The sequence below is a fragment of the Pseudomonas putida genome, assembly GCF_022627325.1.
GTDB lineage: Bacteria > Pseudomonadota > Gammaproteobacteria > Pseudomonadales > Pseudomonadaceae > Aquipseudomonas > Aquipseudomonas putida_X.
In genome coordinates this window covers 1-17,289 of sequence record NZ_JAETZZ010000020.1, presented here as the reverse complement: position 1 = coordinate 17,289, position 17,289 = coordinate 1, and the positions used below count along the sequence as shown (strand labels likewise).

14 protein-coding genes and 1 tRNA gene are annotated in these 17,289 nt (G+C 59.6%); 11 read left to right on the top strand and 4 right to left on the bottom strand.

The annotated features are described in order from the left end of the window. Window positions 1-130 precede the first annotated feature (130 nt). Genes JNA92_RS24290 through JNA92_RS24280 form a run of 3 tightly spaced genes read left to right on the top strand, consistent with a single transcriptional unit; the run spans window position 131 to window position 4,138 of the window. Entirely contained in the window at window positions 131-1,402 is a 1,272-nt protein-coding gene (locus JNA92_RS24290) for a YeaH/YhbH family protein (protein WP_012316567.1), read from the top strand. After that, complete coding sequence (locus tag JNA92_RS24285; protein WP_241807064.1) at window positions 1,399-2,967, top strand: SpoVR family protein; 1,569 nt, start codon at window positions 1,399-1,401, stop codon at window positions 2,965-2,967. The genes JNA92_RS24290 and JNA92_RS24285 overlap by 4 nt, the downstream gene beginning before the upstream one ends. A 58-nt stretch (window positions 2,968-3,025) precedes the next feature. Continuing rightward, the gene (locus JNA92_RS24280) at window positions 3,026-4,138 is read left to right on the top strand and encodes a multifunctional CCA addition/repair protein (RefSeq protein ID WP_241807063.1); all 1,113 of its coding nucleotides are present in this window, start codon (window positions 3,026-3,028) and stop codon (window positions 4,136-4,138) included. Between the two features lie 59 nt (window positions 4,139-4,197). Here the strand turns inward: JNA92_RS24280 and folK are convergent, their stop codons facing one another. Both folK and folB read right to left on the bottom strand, forming a co-directional pair. Beyond that, a complete protein-coding gene (folK, locus tag JNA92_RS24275) occupies window positions 4,198-4,707 on the bottom strand; it encodes a 2-amino-4-hydroxy-6-hydroxymethyldihydropteridine diphosphokinase (protein ID WP_241807062.1) in 510 nt (169 codons plus the stop codon). Then, window positions 4,698-5,054 carry a dihydroneopterin aldolase gene (gene folB / locus JNA92_RS24270; RefSeq protein WP_241807061.1) on the bottom strand — a complete coding sequence of 119 codons (357 nt, stop codon included), beginning with the start codon at window positions 5,052-5,054 and terminating at the stop codon, window positions 4,698-4,700. The genes folK and folB overlap by 10 nt, the downstream gene beginning before the upstream one ends. A 74-nt stretch (window positions 5,055-5,128) precedes the next feature. Between folB and plsY the strand changes: the two genes are divergently transcribed. Continuing rightward, complete coding sequence (gene plsY / locus JNA92_RS24265) at window positions 5,129-5,698, top strand: glycerol-3-phosphate 1-O-acyltransferase PlsY (RefSeq protein WP_241807060.1); 570 nt, start codon at window positions 5,129-5,131, stop codon at window positions 5,696-5,698. Window positions 5,699-5,714: 16 nt separating this feature from the next. On the opposite strand, the gene tsaD is transcribed toward plsY, so the two are convergent. Then, window positions 5,715-6,740 (bottom strand): tRNA (adenosine(37)-N6)-threonylcarbamoyltransferase complex transferase subunit TsaD, encoded by a 1,026-nt coding sequence (gene tsaD, locus JNA92_RS24260; RefSeq protein ID WP_241807059.1) that lies wholly within the window; start codon window positions 6,738-6,740, stop codon window positions 5,715-5,717. A gap of 204 nt (window positions 6,741-6,944) precedes the next feature. Here tsaD and rpsU point away from each other — a divergent pair, with 204 nt between their 5' ends. From rpsU to JNA92_RS24225, 7 genes are all read left to right on the top strand, one after another. After that, on the top strand, window positions 6,945-7,160 hold the full coding sequence (gene rpsU, locus JNA92_RS24255; RefSeq protein WP_003255575.1) for a 30S ribosomal protein S21: 216 nt from the start codon (window positions 6,945-6,947) through the stop codon (window positions 7,158-7,160). A gap of 300 nt (window positions 7,161-7,460) precedes the next feature. Further along, window positions 7,461-9,443 carry a DNA primase gene (dnaG, locus tag JNA92_RS24250; protein WP_241807058.1) on the top strand — a complete coding sequence of 661 codons (1,983 nt, stop codon included), beginning with the start codon at window positions 7,461-7,463 and terminating at the stop codon, window positions 9,441-9,443. A gap of 67 nt (window positions 9,444-9,510) precedes the next feature. Beyond that, window positions 9,511-11,361, top strand: a complete 1,851-nt coding sequence (gene rpoD, locus JNA92_RS24245) for an RNA polymerase sigma factor RpoD (protein WP_241807057.1) — start codon at window positions 9,511-9,513, stop codon at window positions 11,359-11,361. 121 nt (window positions 11,362-11,482) lie between these two features. Then, a complete protein-coding gene (locus tag JNA92_RS24240) occupies window positions 11,483-15,226 on the top strand; it encodes a bifunctional diguanylate cyclase/phosphodiesterase (RefSeq protein WP_241807056.1) in 3,744 nt (1,247 codons plus the stop codon). 16 nt (window positions 15,227-15,242) lie between these two features. Then, a tRNA-Ile gene (locus JNA92_RS24235) sits at window positions 15,243-15,319 on the top strand. 272 nt (window positions 15,320-15,591) lie between these two features. After that, window positions 15,592-15,885 carry a hypothetical protein gene (locus tag JNA92_RS24230; RefSeq protein ID WP_241807055.1) on the top strand — a complete coding sequence of 98 codons (294 nt, stop codon included), beginning with the start codon at window positions 15,592-15,594 and terminating at the stop codon, window positions 15,883-15,885. Between the two features lie 2 nt (window positions 15,886-15,887). Further along, the gene (locus JNA92_RS24225; RefSeq protein WP_241807054.1) at window positions 15,888-16,313 is read left to right on the top strand and encodes a hypothetical protein; all 426 of its coding nucleotides are present in this window, start codon (window positions 15,888-15,890) and stop codon (window positions 16,311-16,313) included. A 102-nt stretch (window positions 16,314-16,415) separates the two neighbouring features. Here JNA92_RS24225 and JNA92_RS24220 read toward each other — a convergent pair whose 3' ends face one another. After that, window positions 16,416-17,132, bottom strand: a complete 717-nt coding sequence (locus JNA92_RS24220) for a hypothetical protein (protein ID WP_241807053.1) — start codon at window positions 17,130-17,132, stop codon at window positions 16,416-16,418. Between the last annotated feature and the right edge of the window lie 157 nt (window positions 17,133-17,289).

The window sequence follows — 17,289 nt, the reverse complement described above, 5'->3', positions numbered from 1 at the left end:
TGCGAGCTGTCCGGCGCTCGGTTGAACCCCGACGCCACAGCTTGCAGCCACGCTGGCTGCTCTTTCTTGAAGCTTGTGGCTTGAAGCTTGTGGCTTGCAGTTGCAGCTGCATCCAGTCACCGGAGGGACCATGAGCTACGTTATCGACCGACGCCTGAACGGCAAGAACAAAAGCACGGTCAATCGCCAGCGTTTCTTGCGGCGTTACCGTGAACATATCAAGAAAGCCGTCGAAGAGGCCGTAAGCCGTCGCTCCATCATGGACATGGAACACGGCGAGCAGATCAGCATCCCGGGACGCGACATCGACGAACCGGTGCTGCACCATGGCCGCGGCGGCAAGCAGACCATCGTGCATCCGGGCAACAAGGAATTCACCGCTGGCGAACATATCGCCCGGCCTCAGGGCGGGGGCGGTGGTGGTGGCCGCGGCAAGGCAGGCAACTCCGGCGAGGGCATGGATGACTTCGTATTCCAGATCACCCAGGAAGAGTTCCTCGAATTCATGTTCGAAGACCTCGAACTGCCCAACCTGGTCAAACGTCACCTGACAGGTGCCGACACCTTCAAGACCGTGCGCGCCGGTATCGCCAACGAAGGCAACCCGTCACGCATCAACATCGTGCGCACCCTGCGCTCGGCCCACGCACGGCGTATCGCCTTGACCGGCAGCAGCCGTGCACTGCTTCGCGAGGCGCAGAAGGAACTGGCCCGTTTGAAGGTCGAGGAGCCGGACAACTTCACCGATATCCAGGAGGTCGAGCAAGAGATCGAGCGGCTCAAAGCCCGCATCAACCGCCTGCCGTTCCTCGACACCTTCGACCTCAAGTACAACCTGCTGGTCAAGCAGCCCAACCCCAGCTCCAAGGCCGTGATGTTCTGCCTGATGGACGTGTCCGGCTCGATGACCCAGGCCACCAAGGACATCGCCAAGCGGTTCTTCATCCTGTTGTACCTGTTCCTCAAGCGCAACTATGACCGCATCGAGGTGGTGTTCATCCGCCACCACACCAGTGCCCGCGAAGTGGACGAAGAAGAGTTCTTCTATTCCCGCGAGACCGGCGGCACCATCGTTTCCAGTGCACTGAAGATGATGCAGGAGATCATGGCCGAGCGTTACCCGGCCAGCGACTGGAACATCTATGCCGCCCAGGCGTCCGACGGCGACAACTGGAACGACGACTCGCCCATCTGCCGTGAGATCCTCTCCAAACAGATCATGCCGCATGTGCAGTACTACACTTACGTGGAGATCACCCCCCGCGAGCATCAGGCGCTGTGGTACGAATACGAGCGTATCGGCGAAGCTTTCCCCGACACGTTCGCCCAGCAGCAGTTGGTTTCGGCCGGTGACATTTACCCGGTCTTCCGTGAACTCTTCCAGCGCAGGTTAGCCACATGACCGCCAGAGCACAGAGACGCCAACCCATTTCCACCGGGTCCGAGTGGACGTTCGAGCTGATCCAGACCTACGATCGGGAAATTAGCCGTCTGGCCGAACGTTATGCCCTGGACACCTACCCCAATCAGATCGAAGTGATCACGGCCGAGCAGATGATGGATGCGTATGCATCCGTCGGCATGCCGCTGGGCTATCACCACTGGTCCTACGGTAAACAGTTTCTCAGCACCGAGAAGTCCTACAGCCGTGGCCAGATGGGCCTGGCATACGAAATCGTGATCAACTCCGACCCGTGCATCGCCTACCTGATGGAAGAAAACACCATGTGCATGCAGGCACTGGTGATTGCCCACGCCTGCTATGGCCATAACAGCTTCTTCAAAGGCAACTACCTGTTCCGCACATGGACCGATGCCAGTTCGATCATCGACTACCTGGTGTTCGCCAAGCAGTACATCGCCCAATGCGAAGAGCGCCACGGCATCGATGCTGTCGAGGACCTGATCGACTCCTGCCACGCCTTGATGAACTACGGCGTGGACCGCTACAAACGCCCCTACCCGATCTCCGCCGAAGAGGAGCGGCGCCGCCAGAAGGAGCGCGAGGAGCACCTGCAACGCCAGATCAACGACCTGTGGCGCACCATCCCCAAAGGCGCGGAAAAAGGCGGCGAGCGTGATGATGCACGCTTCCCCGCCGAACCCCAGGAAAACATCCTTTATTTCATCGAAAAACACGCACCCTTGCTCGAGCCCTGGCAGCGCGAAGTGGTGCGTATCGTGCGCAAGATCGCGCAGTACTTCTACCCGCAACGCCAGACACAGGTCATGAACGAAGGCTGGGCGACCTTCTGGCACTACACCCTGATGAACGACCTGTACGACGAAGGCCTGGTCACCGACGGTTTCATCATGGAATTTCTTCAGTCGCACACCAGCGTGGTGTTCCAGCCCGGCTTCGACAGCCCCTACTACAGCGGCATAAACCCTTATGCCCTGGGCTTCGCCATGTACACCGACATCCGCCGCATGTGCGAAAACCCTACCGAGGAAGATCGCCGCTGGTTCCCTGACATTGCCGGCAGTGACTGGTTGTCGACCATCAAGTTCGCCATGAGCAGTTTCAAGGACGAGAGTTTCATCCTGCAGTACCTGTCTCCCAAGGTGATCCGCGACCTCAAGCTGTTCAGCATCCTGGATGACGACCAGCGCGACGACCTGCTGGTGCCGGCGATCCATGACGAAGCCGGCTACCGGGCCATACGCGAGCAACTCGCAGCCCAGTACAACCTGGGCAACCGCGAACCCAACGTACAGATCTGGAGCATCGACCGTCGTGGCGACCGGTCCCTGACCTTGCGCCACCAGCAGCACAACCGCAAACCGCTGGGTGATTCCACCGATGAGGTGCTCAAGCACCTGCACCGCCTCTGGGGCTTCGATATCCACCTGGAAACCGTGCAAGGCGATCAGGTGGTCAAGACCCACCACATGCCACCGCGTGGCGAGCACGGCGAAGCCGGCGACTATGGCCGAATGGACCTGGCCGTCATCCACCATCTCTAGCCTGCACCCCACCCTTGCTGCCGACAGGTTATCCTGTGGGCAGTAATGGAGGCTGCACATGCAAATCTACAAAGTCGGCGGCGCCGTGCGCGACCGCCTGCTCGGGCTCCCCGTCAGTGACATCGATTGGCTGGTCGTGGGTACCAGTGTCGAAGACATGCACGCCAAGGGCTTTCGCCCAGTAGGCGCTGACTTCCCGGTTTTCCTGCACCCCAAGACGGGCGAGGAATATGCCTTGGCGCGCACCGAGCGCAAGAGCGGGCGCGGCTATGGCGGTTTTACCTTCCATGCCAGCCCCGAGGTGACCCTTGAGGAGGACCTGATCCGGCGTGACCTCACCATCAACGCCATGGCCGAGGATGATCAGGGACAGGTGCTGGACCCCTTTAACGGCCAAGCCGATCTTGAGCAGCGCATTTTACGCCACGTCTCTCCGGCATTCGCCGAAGACCCCTTGCGCGTGCTGCGTGTTGCCCGCTTCGCCGCACGCTATGCGCCGTTGGGGTTCAGGGTCGCCGATGAAACACTGGAGCTGATGAAGCAGATCGCGAGTTCTGGCGAACTGCAGGCGCTCACGGCTGAACGCAGCTGGAAAGAGATCGAGCGCGCGCTGATGGAAGACGAGCCACAGGTGTTCATCAACGTGCTGCGAGACTGCACAGCCCTTGAACAACTGATGCCTGAGCTTGAGGGAGATGCGGCTTCGCTGGCTGCCTTGACGCAAGCAGCCAAACACCATCAGCCACTGCATATTCGCTGGGCCTGCCTGCTGCATGACCTGAGCCCAGCTGCAATCAAGGCACTGAACCAACGCTTCAAGGCGCCGCGTGAATGCCAGGAGATGGCCATGCTGGTGAGCGAATGCGCCGGTCTCGGCCACAAGGCCTTGGAGCTCGAGCCTGAAGCGATGTTGGCGCTACTTCAGAAGTTCGACGTGTATCGGCGGCCACAGCGCTTCGAGGATTTCATTGCCGTGTGCCAGATGGTTGCACAGGCAAACGCAGAGGCTTATCCACAGGCGGATTACCTGCGCGCCGCGGCAGCGGCGGCCAGAGCGGTAGAAGCGAAGCCGCTGGTAGAAGCAGGGCTGACCGGGCAGGCATTGGGAGAGGCGCTGAGGCACAAGCGCCTGGAGGCACTGAAAGCCTACAAGACCACAGCTGTAAACTGATCGCTCACTGGCTCGCACTTACCCGCGTAGGGTCAGTACGAGCCGCGAAGCACCCGGGCTCAGGCGCTGGTCAGCTGCAAACCGCGCCATTCAAAGGCAACCGGCGCCAGCACCTGGTCGATATTCGCTTCCTGCCACAACCGTGCCATGCTTTTACCCTCTCCCGGGTGCACCAGCTCGGGCGCCAGCAGCGCCAATGGCCATAGCACGAAAGCGTTCTTGAGAATCTCGGCCCTGGGCAACACCAGCCCATCGAACGTGCCATGCAGATCGTCATACATCAGCACGTCGATATCCAGCGGCAGGCCCTTGCGGTCGGGCGCGTAGCGGCCATTGTCAGCCTCGATGAACTTGAGCCGGCGGTCCAGCTCCATCAACCCAAGGTCTGTCTTGCCCGTCACCACGAAATTGATGAATGGACCGCTCTTGATCCCCACCGGCTGGCTTTCGAACGCCGGAGAACAACGCAGGTCGCAGAGGATCGCCGCCAATGCATCGAGCCCGGCGCACAGGTGCGCATGGCGGTCGATGTTGCTGCCCAGGCCCAGGTAAACCGTGCTCAGAGACATCCGCGCTCGATCTCCACACCAACACCGCCACGGGCCGCAGGCACCGCGCCCGGCTTGGTCAGCTTGAGCCGCACCCAAGGGATGTGGAACTCTGCCATCAGGACCGCGACCAGCCGCTCGGCGAACGTCTCGACGAGCTCGAAACGCGCCTGCTCGGCAAACGCCTGGATACGCGCCGAAACACTGGCATAGTCCAGCGCCAGGTTCAGATCATCGCCAGCCGCTGCCGGGCGGTTGTCCCAGGCGAAACTCAGGTCCAGGCGCAGGCACTGGCGAATATCCCGTTCCCAGTCATACGCACCGATGACGGTATCGACTTCCAGGCCTTCGATGAACACTCTGTCCAAGCACTTCTCTCCACAGCACGACAAGGGCGACTGGCGCCGTTAGAATCAGGGCGTCCTCGCCCGGAATAGTTAGCATGTTTTGGTTACTGGCGCTGCTCGCCTACCTGCTCGGCTCGCTGTCCTTCGCCATCGTCCTAAGCCGCCTCACGGGCAGCCCGGACCCGCGCTCCTGCGGCTCTGGCAATGCCGGCGCCACCAACATGCTACGCCTGGCGGGCCGCAAAATGGCGATCCTGACCCTGCTTGGCGACCTGTGCAAGGGCTTGCTGCCCGTCATGCTGGCACGCCTGGCCGGGCTCGACCTGCAAGAGCAGGCCTGGGTAGGCGTCTGCGCGGTGCTCGGCCACCTGTTCCCAGTGTACTTCCGCTTCCAGGGTGGCAAGGGCGTGGCCACGGCGGCCGGCATGCTCATGGGCCTGTATTTCCCCGCCGCACTACTGGCCATCGCCGCCTGGCTGCTGACGTTCTACCTCACCCGCACCAGCTCGCTGGCTGCGCTGATCGCCACACCACTGACCCTGCCACTGCTGGCCTGGCGCGAGCCAGCGGCCCTGCTGCCGATCAGCGTACTGACCGTGATGATCGTCTGGCGCCACCGCAATAACCTGCGCGACCTGTTAGCCGGGCGCGAACGCCACTTCTGACGCACGCGCAAGCGGTTTACAACGGCGGCAACTGCTCCATCGGCCAGCGCGCCTGCACGCTGATCGCCAAGTCCTGCTGCTGCCCGGCCAGCAACCGCTGGCAACCGGCATAGGCGATCATTGCGCCGTTGTCGGTACAGAACTGGGGACGGGCGTAGTACACGTTGCCTTTGATACTGCCGAGCATGTCCTCCAGGGACGCACGCAATGCCTTGTTGGCGCTCACGCCACCGGCGATCACCAGGCGCTTGAGGCCGGTCTGCTTGAGTGCGCGCTTGCACTTGATGGTCAGAGTCTCCACCACAGCCTGCTGGAACGCCAGGGACACGTCGCAACGGGTTTGCTCGTTGTCGTCGCCAGCATCGCGGCACTGCTGCCAGGTGTTCAGGGCGAACGTCTTGAGGCCACTGAAACTGAAGGCCAGGCCCGGACGGTCAGTCATCGGCCGCGGGAACACAAAACGCCCCGCCACGCCGCGCTCGGCCAGGCGAGCGATTTCCGGGCCGCCTGGGTAATTGAGGCCGATCAGCTTGGCAGTCTTGTCGAATGCTTCGCCAGCAGCGTCATCCAGGCTCTCGCCCAGCAACTCGTATTGGCCGATGCCATCGACCCGAACCAGCTGGGTATGCCCCCCGGACACCAACAAAGCGACGAACGGAAACTGCGGAGGGTTCTCCTCAAGCATGGGCGCCAACAGATGGCCTTCCATATGGTGCACGCCGATCGCCGGGATATCCCATGCGAACGCCAGCGCCTGGGCACAGGAGGCCCCCACCAGCAGCGCTCCGACCAGGCCAGGGCCTGCGGTGTAGGCGATGGCGTCGATCTCGGTAGCCACGCAGCCCGCCTCGTCCAGCACCTGGCGGATCAGGGGCAGCATGCGCTTGACGTGGTCCCGCGAGGCAAGCTCGGGTACCACCCCACCAAACACGCGGTGCAGGTCGATCTGGCTGAACAGCGCATCGGCCAACAAACCGCGCTCGCTGTCGTATAATGCGACGCCGGTTTCGTCGCAGGATGTTTCCAATCCCAGTACTAGCATGGGCTCGTCCCTTGTGGGGGCTGATTTCGAAGCCGCGCATGATAGTCCCCGTGCCGGGTGCCGACCAGCGGTTTTCGATCAGAGGCTTTGCATTCCGGCTTGCTAAGGGTTAACATCCGCAACCCTTGAAAACCGACGTTCTCCAGCACACCTTTGTTTTGCCAGGAGCACGTCTACCCCGGTAATGAATTAAGGTAGCCCTGGATGCCAGCCGTCAAAGTTAAAGAGAACGAACCCTTCGACGTAGCTCTGCGTCGTTTCAAGCGCTCCTGCGAAAAAGCCGGTGTACTGGCTGAAGTTCGTAGCCGCGAGTTTTACGAGAAGCCGACCGCCGAGCGTAAGCGTAAAGCAGCTGCTGCTGTTAAGCGTCACGCCAAGAAAGTTCAGCGCGAACAGCGCCGCGCCGTTCGTCTGTACTAATACAGCACAGCCGTTCTACGCAAAGCTTCTGCCCTGCCCGGCTCACCGCCGGGCCGATGGCAGCGGTTTGTTTCAACCTTGAGCAGCTAGCTCAAGGCGTCCATCGCAACTTGCAATGGGCAAAGTGCATCACAACGTCAGAGCTGGTTCCGACCAGTCGTGCACGTCCTCACTGACGAGCCCCTGGTTAACCTGGAGGCTACCGACGAGCACACATTCCCTCGCACATCCCCTAGCAGCTCTTGCCCCTAACGGCGCGCTAGCGATTAGACTTGCCAGTTGCCAGATGACGAGACTGCCATGGCCGGGCTGATTCCCCAAAGCTTCATAGACGACCTGATCAACCGCCTCGACATCGTCGACGTGGTAAGTTCGCGTGTCCAGCTGAAAAAGACCGGCAAGAACTACTCCGCCTGCTGCCCGTTCCACAAAGAGAAAACCCCCTCCTTCACGGTGAGCCCGGACAAGCAGTTCTACTACTGCTTCGGTTGCGGCGCAGGTGGCAACGCCCTGGGTTTCGTCATGGACCACGACAACCTGGACTTCCCCCAGGCGGTCGAGGAGCTGGCCCGCGCCGCAGGCATGGAAGTACCCCGCGAGGAAGGCCGGCGAGGTCAAAAGCCGCGACAGCCAACAGACTCCCCGCTCTACCCGCTGCTGGATGCCGCCTCGGAATTCTATCGCCAGGCCCTGCGCAGCCACCCCACCCGCAAGGCAGCAGTGGATTACCTCAAGGGTCGCGGCCTGTCGGGGGAAATCGCCCGCGACTTCGGCCTGGGGTTCGCGCCACCTGGCTGGGACAACCTGCTCAAGCACCTGGGCGCAGACACCCTGCAACAGAAGGTGATGATCGACGCCGGCCTGCTGATCGAAAACGCCGAAAGCGGCAAACGCTACGACCGCTTCCGCGACCGGGTGATGTTCCCGATACGCGACAGCCGCGGGCGCATCATCGCCTTTGGCGGCCGCGTTCTGGGCGACGACAAGCCCAAGTATCTCAACTCCCCGGAGACCCCGGTATTCCATAAGGGCCAGGAACTTTACGGGCTGTATGAGGCGCGCAAGCACAACCGCAACCTGGACGAGATCATCGTCGTCGAGGGCTACATGGATGTCATCGCCCTGGCCCAGCAAGGCCTGCGCAACGCCGTAGCCACACTCGGCACCGCCACCAGTGAAGAACACCTCAAGCGCCTGTTTCGCGTGGTGCCCAGCGTGCTGTTCTGCTTCGACGGCGACCAGGCCGGGCGCAAGGCCGCCTGGCGTGCCCTGGAGTCGACCCTCTCGGCACTGCAGGACGGGCGCCGCGCGCGCTTCCTGTTCCTGCCCGAAGGCGAAGACCCGGACAGCCTGGTGCGCGCAGAAGGCACTGATGCCTTCATGGCACGCATCAACCAGCACGCCCAGCCGCTGGCCGACTATTTCTTCGAGCAACTGAGCATCGAGGCCGATCCGCGCTCGCTTGAGGGCAAGGCGCACATGGCCACCCTCGCTGCACCGTTGATCGAAAAAATCCCCGGCGCCAACCTGCGTCAGTTGATGCGCAACCGCCTGAAGGAAATCACCGGCCTCGACCCTCAACAGGTCGAGCAGTTGGCCCAGCAGGCGCCTGCCAGCAACAGCGTGCCGGACTACGACCCGGGCTACGACTACGATGCCATGGCCAGCTACACCCCCGACTATGGCGACATGCCGCAGCACGACTACGCCCCGGCGCAGCAGGAACAGCAGTGGAAGCCAAACAAGGGGGGCGGCAAGAAGCCGTGGAGTGACAAGCCCTGGGACAAGAACCGCAAAGGAGGCAAGCCGTGGCAGCAGCGTGATGACGCCCCGCCACGCACGCCAGCACCGGTGGAGCCCCCGACCCTTGCGGCCTTGCGCACACTGCTGCACCACCCGCTGCTGGCCGGCAAAGTCGAGGACGCCAGCCACTTTGCCGACGAAGAGCACCTCTACAGCCAACTGCTGGTGGCGCTGATCGAGGCCGCGCAAAAAAATCCTGGGCTAAGCTCAATGCAGCTGATCGCACGCTGGCACGGCACCGAACAGGGCCGCTTGCTGCGAGCCTTGGCGGAAAAGGAATGGCTGATCGTAGCCGACAACCTTGAACAACAGTTTTTCGACACTATAACTAGCTTGTCCGCCCGCCAACGCGAGCGCAGCCTGGAACATCTGCTCAGGAAAGCACGTCAAAGCGAGTTGAGCAGCGAGGAAAAATCTCAGCTTCTCGCCCTGCTGAGCCGGAATGTTCCCGCACAAACGCCGACCTCATCTGGCGCGTGAGGCCCATGCTCGGGTATAATCCTCGGCTTGTTTTTTGCCCGCCAAGACCTTCAGTGGATAGGGTGTTATGTCCGGAAAAGCGCAACAGCAGTCTCGTATCAAAGAGTTGATCACCCGCGGTCGTGAGCAGGGCTACCTGACTTACGCGGAGGTCAACGACCACCTGCCTGAGGATATTTCAGATCCTGAACAGGTGGAAGACATCATCCGCATGATCAACGACATGGGGATCAACGTATTCGAGAGTGCTCCGGATGCGGATGCCCTTCTGTTGGCGGAAGCCGACACCGATGAAGCCGCGGCCGAAGAAGCCGCTGCTGCGTTGGCGGCCGTTGAAACCGATATCGGCCGCACGACCGACCCTGTGCGCATGTATATGCGCGAAATGGGTACCGTCGAGCTCCTGACCCGCGAAGGCGAAATCGAAATCGCCAAGCGTATCGAGGAAGGCATCCGTGAAGTGATGGGCGCTATCGCCCACTTCCCGGGCACTGTTGACTACATCCTCAGTGAATACGATCGCGTGACCACCGAAGGTGGCCGTCTGTCCGACGTTCTCAGCGGTTACATCGACCCTGACGACAATATCGCCGCGCCGACCGAAGAAGTGCCGATCCCTGGCGCCAAGGCCGCAGCCGCGAAGGAAGAGGCCGACGACGAGGAAGAAAGCGACGACAGCAGTGACGATGAGGAAGAGACCGAAAGCGGTCCGGACCCCGTCGTTGCCGCCCAGCGTTTCGGCGCGGTATCGGATCAGCTCGCCATCACCCTCAAGGTGCTGAAAAAGCATGGCCGCAGCCACGCCGAGAGCATTGGCGCAATGCAGGCCCTGGCCGATCTGTTCATGCCGATCAAGCTGGTGCCCAAGCAGTTCGACGTACTGGTCGAGCGCGTTCGTGATGCCCTGGCCCGTCTGCGTCAGCAAGAGCGTGCCATCATGCAACTGTGCGTACGTGATGCGCGCATGCCGCGTGCCGACTTCCTGCGCCTGTTCCCGAGCAACGAGACCGACCAGACCTGGAGCGGTGACCTGGCCAAGCGCAACACCAAATGGGCTGCTGCCCTGGGTGAAAAGGACGCCGCCATCGTTGCCTGCCAGCAAAAGTTGATCGACCTTGAGACCGAGACCGGCCTGACCGTTGCCGAGATCAAGGACATCAACCGCCGCATGTCCATCGGTGAGGCCAAGGCCCGCCGCGCCAAGAAAGAAATGGTCGAGGCGAACCTGCGTCTGGTGATCTCCATCGCCAAGAAGTACACCAACCGCGGCCTGCAGTTCCTCGACCTGATTCAGGAAGGCAACATCGGCCTGATGAAAGCGGTGGACAAGTTCGAATACCGTCGCGGTTACAAGTTCTCGACCTACGCCACCTGGTGGATTCGTCAGGCGATTACCCGCTCGATCGCTGACCAGGCACGCACCATCCGTATCCCGGTGCACATGATCGAGACGATCAACAAGCTCAACCGTATTTCCCGGCAGATGCTGCAGGAAATGGGTCGCGAACCGACCCCGGAAGAGCTCGGTGAGCGCATGGAGATGCCTGAGGACAAGATCCGCAAGGTCCTGAAGATCGCCAAAGAGCCGATCTCCATGGAAACCCCGATCGGTGACGATGAAGATTCGCACCTGGGCGACTTCATCGAGGACTCGACCATGCAGTCCCCGATCGACGTGGCCACGGTCGAAAGCCTCAAGGAAGCGACCCGTGACGTGCTTTCGGGCCTGACCGCACGCGAAGCCAAGGTGCTGCGCATGCGTTTCGGTATCGACATGAACACCGACCACACCCTCGAAGAAGTGGGTAAGCAGTTCGACGTGACCCGTGAACGGATCCGTCAGATCGAAGCGAAAGCGTTGCGCAAATTGCGCCACCCTACGCGCAGCGAGCACCTGCGATCCTTCCTCGACGAGTGATGACGAACCCCGGCCCAGGCCGGGGTTTTTCTTATGTGACAAAAGGTCGTGGCAAGTAGCTACCCTTCGGGGTGAATGCCCGTCTACACTCGAATTCAGACCACCTGAATACGAGGCTGCCATGCCGCCAATGCCGGCCATTCTGTTGCTGCTCCTGATCCTGTGGAACACAACGGCCGGCGCCCTGACCCTGACAGACGAGGAAAAAACCTGGCTCACTGCCCACCCGCAGTTGAAGCTAGGCGTCGACGCCTCCTGGCCACCGTTCGAATTTCGTGACCAGGAAGGCCGGTACCAGGGATTGGCCGCCGATTACATCGCCATGCTTCAGGAACGCCTGGGCGTGGCATTCAAACCGGTCGAACCCAGCACCTGGACCGAGGTGCTTCAACAGGCGCGCGAAAGCCGCATCGACCTTTTACCCGGCGTCATGTCAACTCCCGAACGCCAGGGCTATCTGGCCTTCACCCGCCCTTATCTGGATTTTCCCATCGTCATCCTGGCCCATGAAGGCGGCCAGCAACCCCGCACACTGAAAGACCTTTACGGCCTGAAAATCGCCGTGGTGGAAAATTACGCTCCACATGAGCTGCTGCGTACCCACCATCCCGATCTCAACCTGGTCGCCATGCCCAATGTAAGCTCGACCTTGCAGGCCCTGGCCACCGATGAGGTGGATGCCGTGGTCGGCGACCTTGCCTCGAGCATCTGGAGCCTGCGCCAGCTTAAGCTGGACGGCCTTTATGTCAGCGGCGAAACGCCCTACCGCTATCAGTTGGCCATGGCCGCACCGCGTGACAAGAAGGTCTTGATCGGCATCCTCGACAAGGTCATGGCCGACATGTCGAGTGACGAGATCAGGCAGATTCAGCAACGCTGGGTCGGCAATGTGGTCGATCAACGCACGTTCTGGCACGACATGCTCATGTACGGCCTGCCCGCCGTGCTTTTGCTGATCGCCATTCTGGCCGTGGTGATCCGCATCAACCGCCGCCTCAGCTCGGAAATATCCAGGCGCATCGCCCTGGAACAGGAACTGCGCAGCAGCGAGTACCATTACCGTGGGCTGATCGAAAGCCTCTCAGCTATCGCCTGGGAAGCTGACGCCAATGACTTCACCTATAGGTATGTCTCACCCCATGCCGAAGACCTGCTTGGCTACCCCTTGCACGAATGGCTCAAACCGGGCTTCTGGCGCAGCATCCTGCACCCAGAGGATGCACTCTGGGCCCAGGCCTACTGCGAAAGTGAAACCGCAGCCGGGCGCGACCACAGCCTCGATTACAGGGTGATGCGTGCCGATGGCCATTCCCTCTGGGTGCGCAATATCGTCAGCATGATCGAGCATGGCCACCGGCCTGTGATGCGCGGGCTGATGATCGACATCAGTGAAACCAAGCGCACCGAAGACGCCCTGCGCCTTTCAGAACAGAAGTTCGCTTCGGTCTTCCAGCAATGCCCCGACATCCTGTTGATTGCACGCCACAGTGATGGGTGCCTGCTGGAGGTCAACGAAGCTTTCGAAGAGCAGATCGGCCTGACCCCAGGCCAAGTCGTTGGCCGCACCGCCACAGAGCTGAACTTGTGGGGTACGCAAGGTGCCGGGCCACTGCTGCTCGAACGCCTGCACCAAGGCGGCATCCGTAACCTGGAAATGAGCTTCCGCCGCAGCAACGGCCAATTGTTCACAGGCCTGACCTCTGCCGAAACCTTCGAGCTCGATGGCACCCTGGCCTTCGTCGTCGCGGTGCGCGACATCAGCCAGCTGAAGGAAACCCAGCAGCAACTGCAAACCTCCGAAGAGAAATTTGCCAAAGCCTTCCACGCCTCCCCGGATGGCTTGCTGCTGTCGCGCCAGAGCGATGGCCTGCTGATGGAGGTCAACGAGGGTTTCTGTCGGCTGACCGGCTACGACCTGGACCCTGCCCTTGACCAGACGTCCTTTGACCTGGGCATCTGGGTCGACCTCAACGAACGCAAACGCCTGATCACTCAACTCACCCGTGATGGTTTCGTGCGCGATTTCAGCTGCCATATCCGCCGCAGCGACGGGCAGATCCGCCTGTGCGAACTGTCCGCACGGCCACTGCCGATTGCCGGCGTCGATTGCATGCTGACCATTGCCCGCGATATCACCGAGCGCCATTTGATGCAGGAAAAACTGCAACTTGCCGCCACCGTCTTCGAAAATACCGCCGAAGGCGTTCTGATCACCGATATCGACCAGCGCATCAGCGCGGTAAACCGTGCGTTCAGCGAAATCACCGGCTACAACGAGACGGAAGCCCTGGGCCAGACCCCGCGCCTGCTCGCCTCCGGCCAGCACGACAGCGCCTTTTACGCGGCCATGTGGCATCAGCTCACAGCAGAAGGCCATTGGCAGGGCGAGATCTACAACAAACGCAAAAATGGCGAGCTTTACCCGGGCTGGCTGACCATCAGCGCCGTGCGCAACAGCGACAGCGATATCACACACTTCGTCGCCGTGTTCGCCGATATCTCCAGCCTCAAGCATGCTCAGGCCAAACTCGATTACCAGGCCCACCACGACCCACTTACCGGCCTGCCCAACCGCGCGCTGTTCGAGAACCGCCTGCAGGCCGTGCTTACCTGCGCGCAAGCATCCAACCGCCAGGGCGCGGTGCTGTTCCTTGACCTTGATCGCTTCAAGCACATCAACGACAGCCTTGGCCATCCGGTCGGCGACCTGCTGCTCAAGGGCATCGCCCAGCGTCTCAAAGAGCAAGTGCGCGACGTCGATACCGTGGCGCGCCTGGGTGGCGACGAATTCATCATCCTGCTGCCGGGCCTGCACAAACCCAGTGATGCCAGCGCCATCGCCAACAAACTGCTGTCCTGCTTCAGCGCGCCCTTCCAGGCCGGCGAACACGAGTTTTTCACCAGTGCCAGTATCGGCATCAGCCTCTACCCTCAGGACGGCACCGACGTCGCCACGCTGATCCGCAATGCCGACGCCGCCATGTACCGCTCCAAAGCCAAAGGCCGCAACCGTGTCGAAGCCTACACCCGCGACCTCACAGCCCAGGCCAGCGAACGTATTGCCCTGGAGCACGAGCTGCGCCGGGCCATAGAGCGTAACGAAATGAGCCTGTGCTACCAGCCCAAGTTCAGCCTCAAGACCCAGACCTTGGTGGGCGCAGAAGCGTTGATCCGCTGGAGCCACCCCACCTTCGGCGAAGTGCCGCCAGAGCACTTCATCCACCTCGCCGAAGAGAACGGCACCATCCTGCAGCTCGGCGACTGGGTGCTGGAGCAGGCCTGCCGGCAGATGCACCAGTGGAAGAAGCACTACCAAGCCTTTGGCCCGCTGTCGATCAACCTCGCAGGTGCACAGCTGCGCCACCATGGCCTGGCCAAGCGCATCGAGCAGTTGCTCAAGACCTACCAACTGAAGGCGGGCGACCTGCAGCTGGAAATTACCGAGAACTTCATCATGAGCCAGGCCGAAGAAGCCCTGGCCGTGCTCCACCAGCTAAAGCAGCTGGGTGTGCAACTGGCAATCGATGATTTCGGCACCGGTTATTCATCCCTGAGCTACCTCAAGCGCCTGCCACTCGACATCCTCAAGATCGACAAATCGTTCATCCGCGGTTTGCCGGACGACCCGCACGATGCAGCCATCGCGCGCGCCATCATCGCACTGGGGCGCAGCATGCAGTTGACCATCATCGCGGAAGGGGTGGAGAACCAGGCGCAGCAACGATTCCTGGCCGCAGAGGGCTGTGAACAGATCCAAGGCTATATCGTCAGCCTGCCGCTGCCACCCGATGATTTCGCAGCGACGTTTCTTCGCATAGCACTAACCGATCTTTCGGATGGCACGCTTTCGAAACCCTCGTTATAATGCGGGCACTTACTGAGGGCCTATAGCTCAGTTGGTTAGAGCAGAGGACTCATAATCCTTTGGTCCACGGTTCGAGTCCGTGTGGGCCCACCAATAAAATCAGTGGTTTACGCCAATTCAGGGTAGGCCACAGTGATGTAAATCGACATTTTTCCCCCGTTTCTTCCCCGTTTTCGTGCCTTAGCCCTAGATCGTGGGGCGCGAACGTCATACGCCTGTAGGTGCAATACCCAGGGATCGAGAGCATGTCTACCAGGCCCAACGCCGCTCCATCCGCACGTGCTCAGTTCAGCATCACGGGCGTTGCGGGGAGAGTGCTGAAAGGACTGCATGGGGCAAGTTGACACAAACGTAAGGAGACAAAAATGCACGTTGTAATTTCATGGGATATCCATGGCCAGCATCACTGGAATGAAATCAATGAAAAGCTTAAAGCTTGCATTGCTTCACACTCTTGGGTGAAACCTCTTAACACCCTATTTGTAGTAAAAGTTTGGTCAGTTCAAGATCGAGACGCGATCATTGAAGCAATGACCAATGTCGCTAGACAGCATCCGAGTGACGTTCAATTTCTGTGCACACCTGTCATGACTGGAGGTTCTTACAACGGTTGGCTGCCTGAAAATATGTGGAATGAGATAAATTTACGGACGAATTAAGTATGACGACATTTATGCAGAGGCCAGATGGTAGCCCACCCTCAATTCATGCCGAGCCCAGTACGATCGCCCCATCAGCACCAACTCAGAACCCGAACACCTCTGACGCTTTCAATGTAGTAGTCTCAATTCCAGACAACATTCAGATTCGCATGGTTGACGCAAGCGCTCTTGGCGACTATGAAATATGGGTTTTTATTGCCTCAATAATATCAAATTTTGTCATTGGCTTTTTTATTTCCTATGTTCAGGAAGCTAAAGCCGAGTCTGCGAGCGCGGCTTATGTAGGGTGGACTACTATCGCATTCAGTATATTACTAATAATTTCTTTGGCCGTAGCTATTGGCAAAAGGATAGCACTCCGAAAGAAGGGCAGACAAATCGCACTTAAGACAAGCGGCGCTACAGACGTAACACTAAAGAACTGAAGGCGGACTGTTCGTAGGTCAGCGCATGAATATCACAACCTTCATAAATACGACCGCTGGGAGGAGAGACAGATTTACCCTCCCTTTCGCTTTACACACTACTCACCCACTCTTGAACATCCCGTGGATGCCCATAAATTGGATATTCAAGAAGTGGTCATTTTTTATAAGCGTAGCGATCTGATTTGTTCTGAACATGACGGGCCGAGCATTGATTGAGCCGTCCCACACCTGAAACAAGAATTCCTCTGACTCCTCATACCCAACCCCCCAGTACTCTACGAACGCATTGAGGAACGTTGTCATAGCAATGAGCGCTGCCTTTGCATCTTCGTGAGTATAAAGTTCAAAGTCCTCAGCAAGCAGCTTATGCTTCGTATCCTGCCCTTTTTTTGGCGGCAGCTTTATTTCTGTATGAGTTATGCTATCAGGCCCAGCTTTTGCTTCAACTATCGCCTTCCTAGAATTTACCTTAGGATGAAACACATTGTTTCTATTACTGATCATCTTGGCAATGGTCTGGACATGAGTATCACCACGAGGCAGTTCTTTATCTGTGTGCCACTGCAATACAAAATCAAACTTATCCAGCGTCTTCAGCTTATCAAACTCTTTCGACAGCTTTTCGTTAACTTCAACCGATTGTAAAAACGAGTTGGCCGCTGCCTCAATCGCACAGTTCACTGACAAGATCGACGCCTTAGCCATCGCACTGTTCAGATCCGAGTTATTACAGGCGGCGGCAGCCTCATACAGCATCACAGCATCGGTGAAAATAAGCACGAAGTTGTTCTCCCAGATTGTTAGCTCACGTCGCATATCCACTCCTATTGGTCGTTATAGAATGATCGTAAGTGCTCCATGAACCCCACATTCAAAGCGCTTACCTGATGCCCGATGCTGTGCTCCCGATTTCCTTCTGGAGCCAGCCCTGCATGATGCGCCCCGACAGCAAAGTCGAAAAAGTCTACCTCTA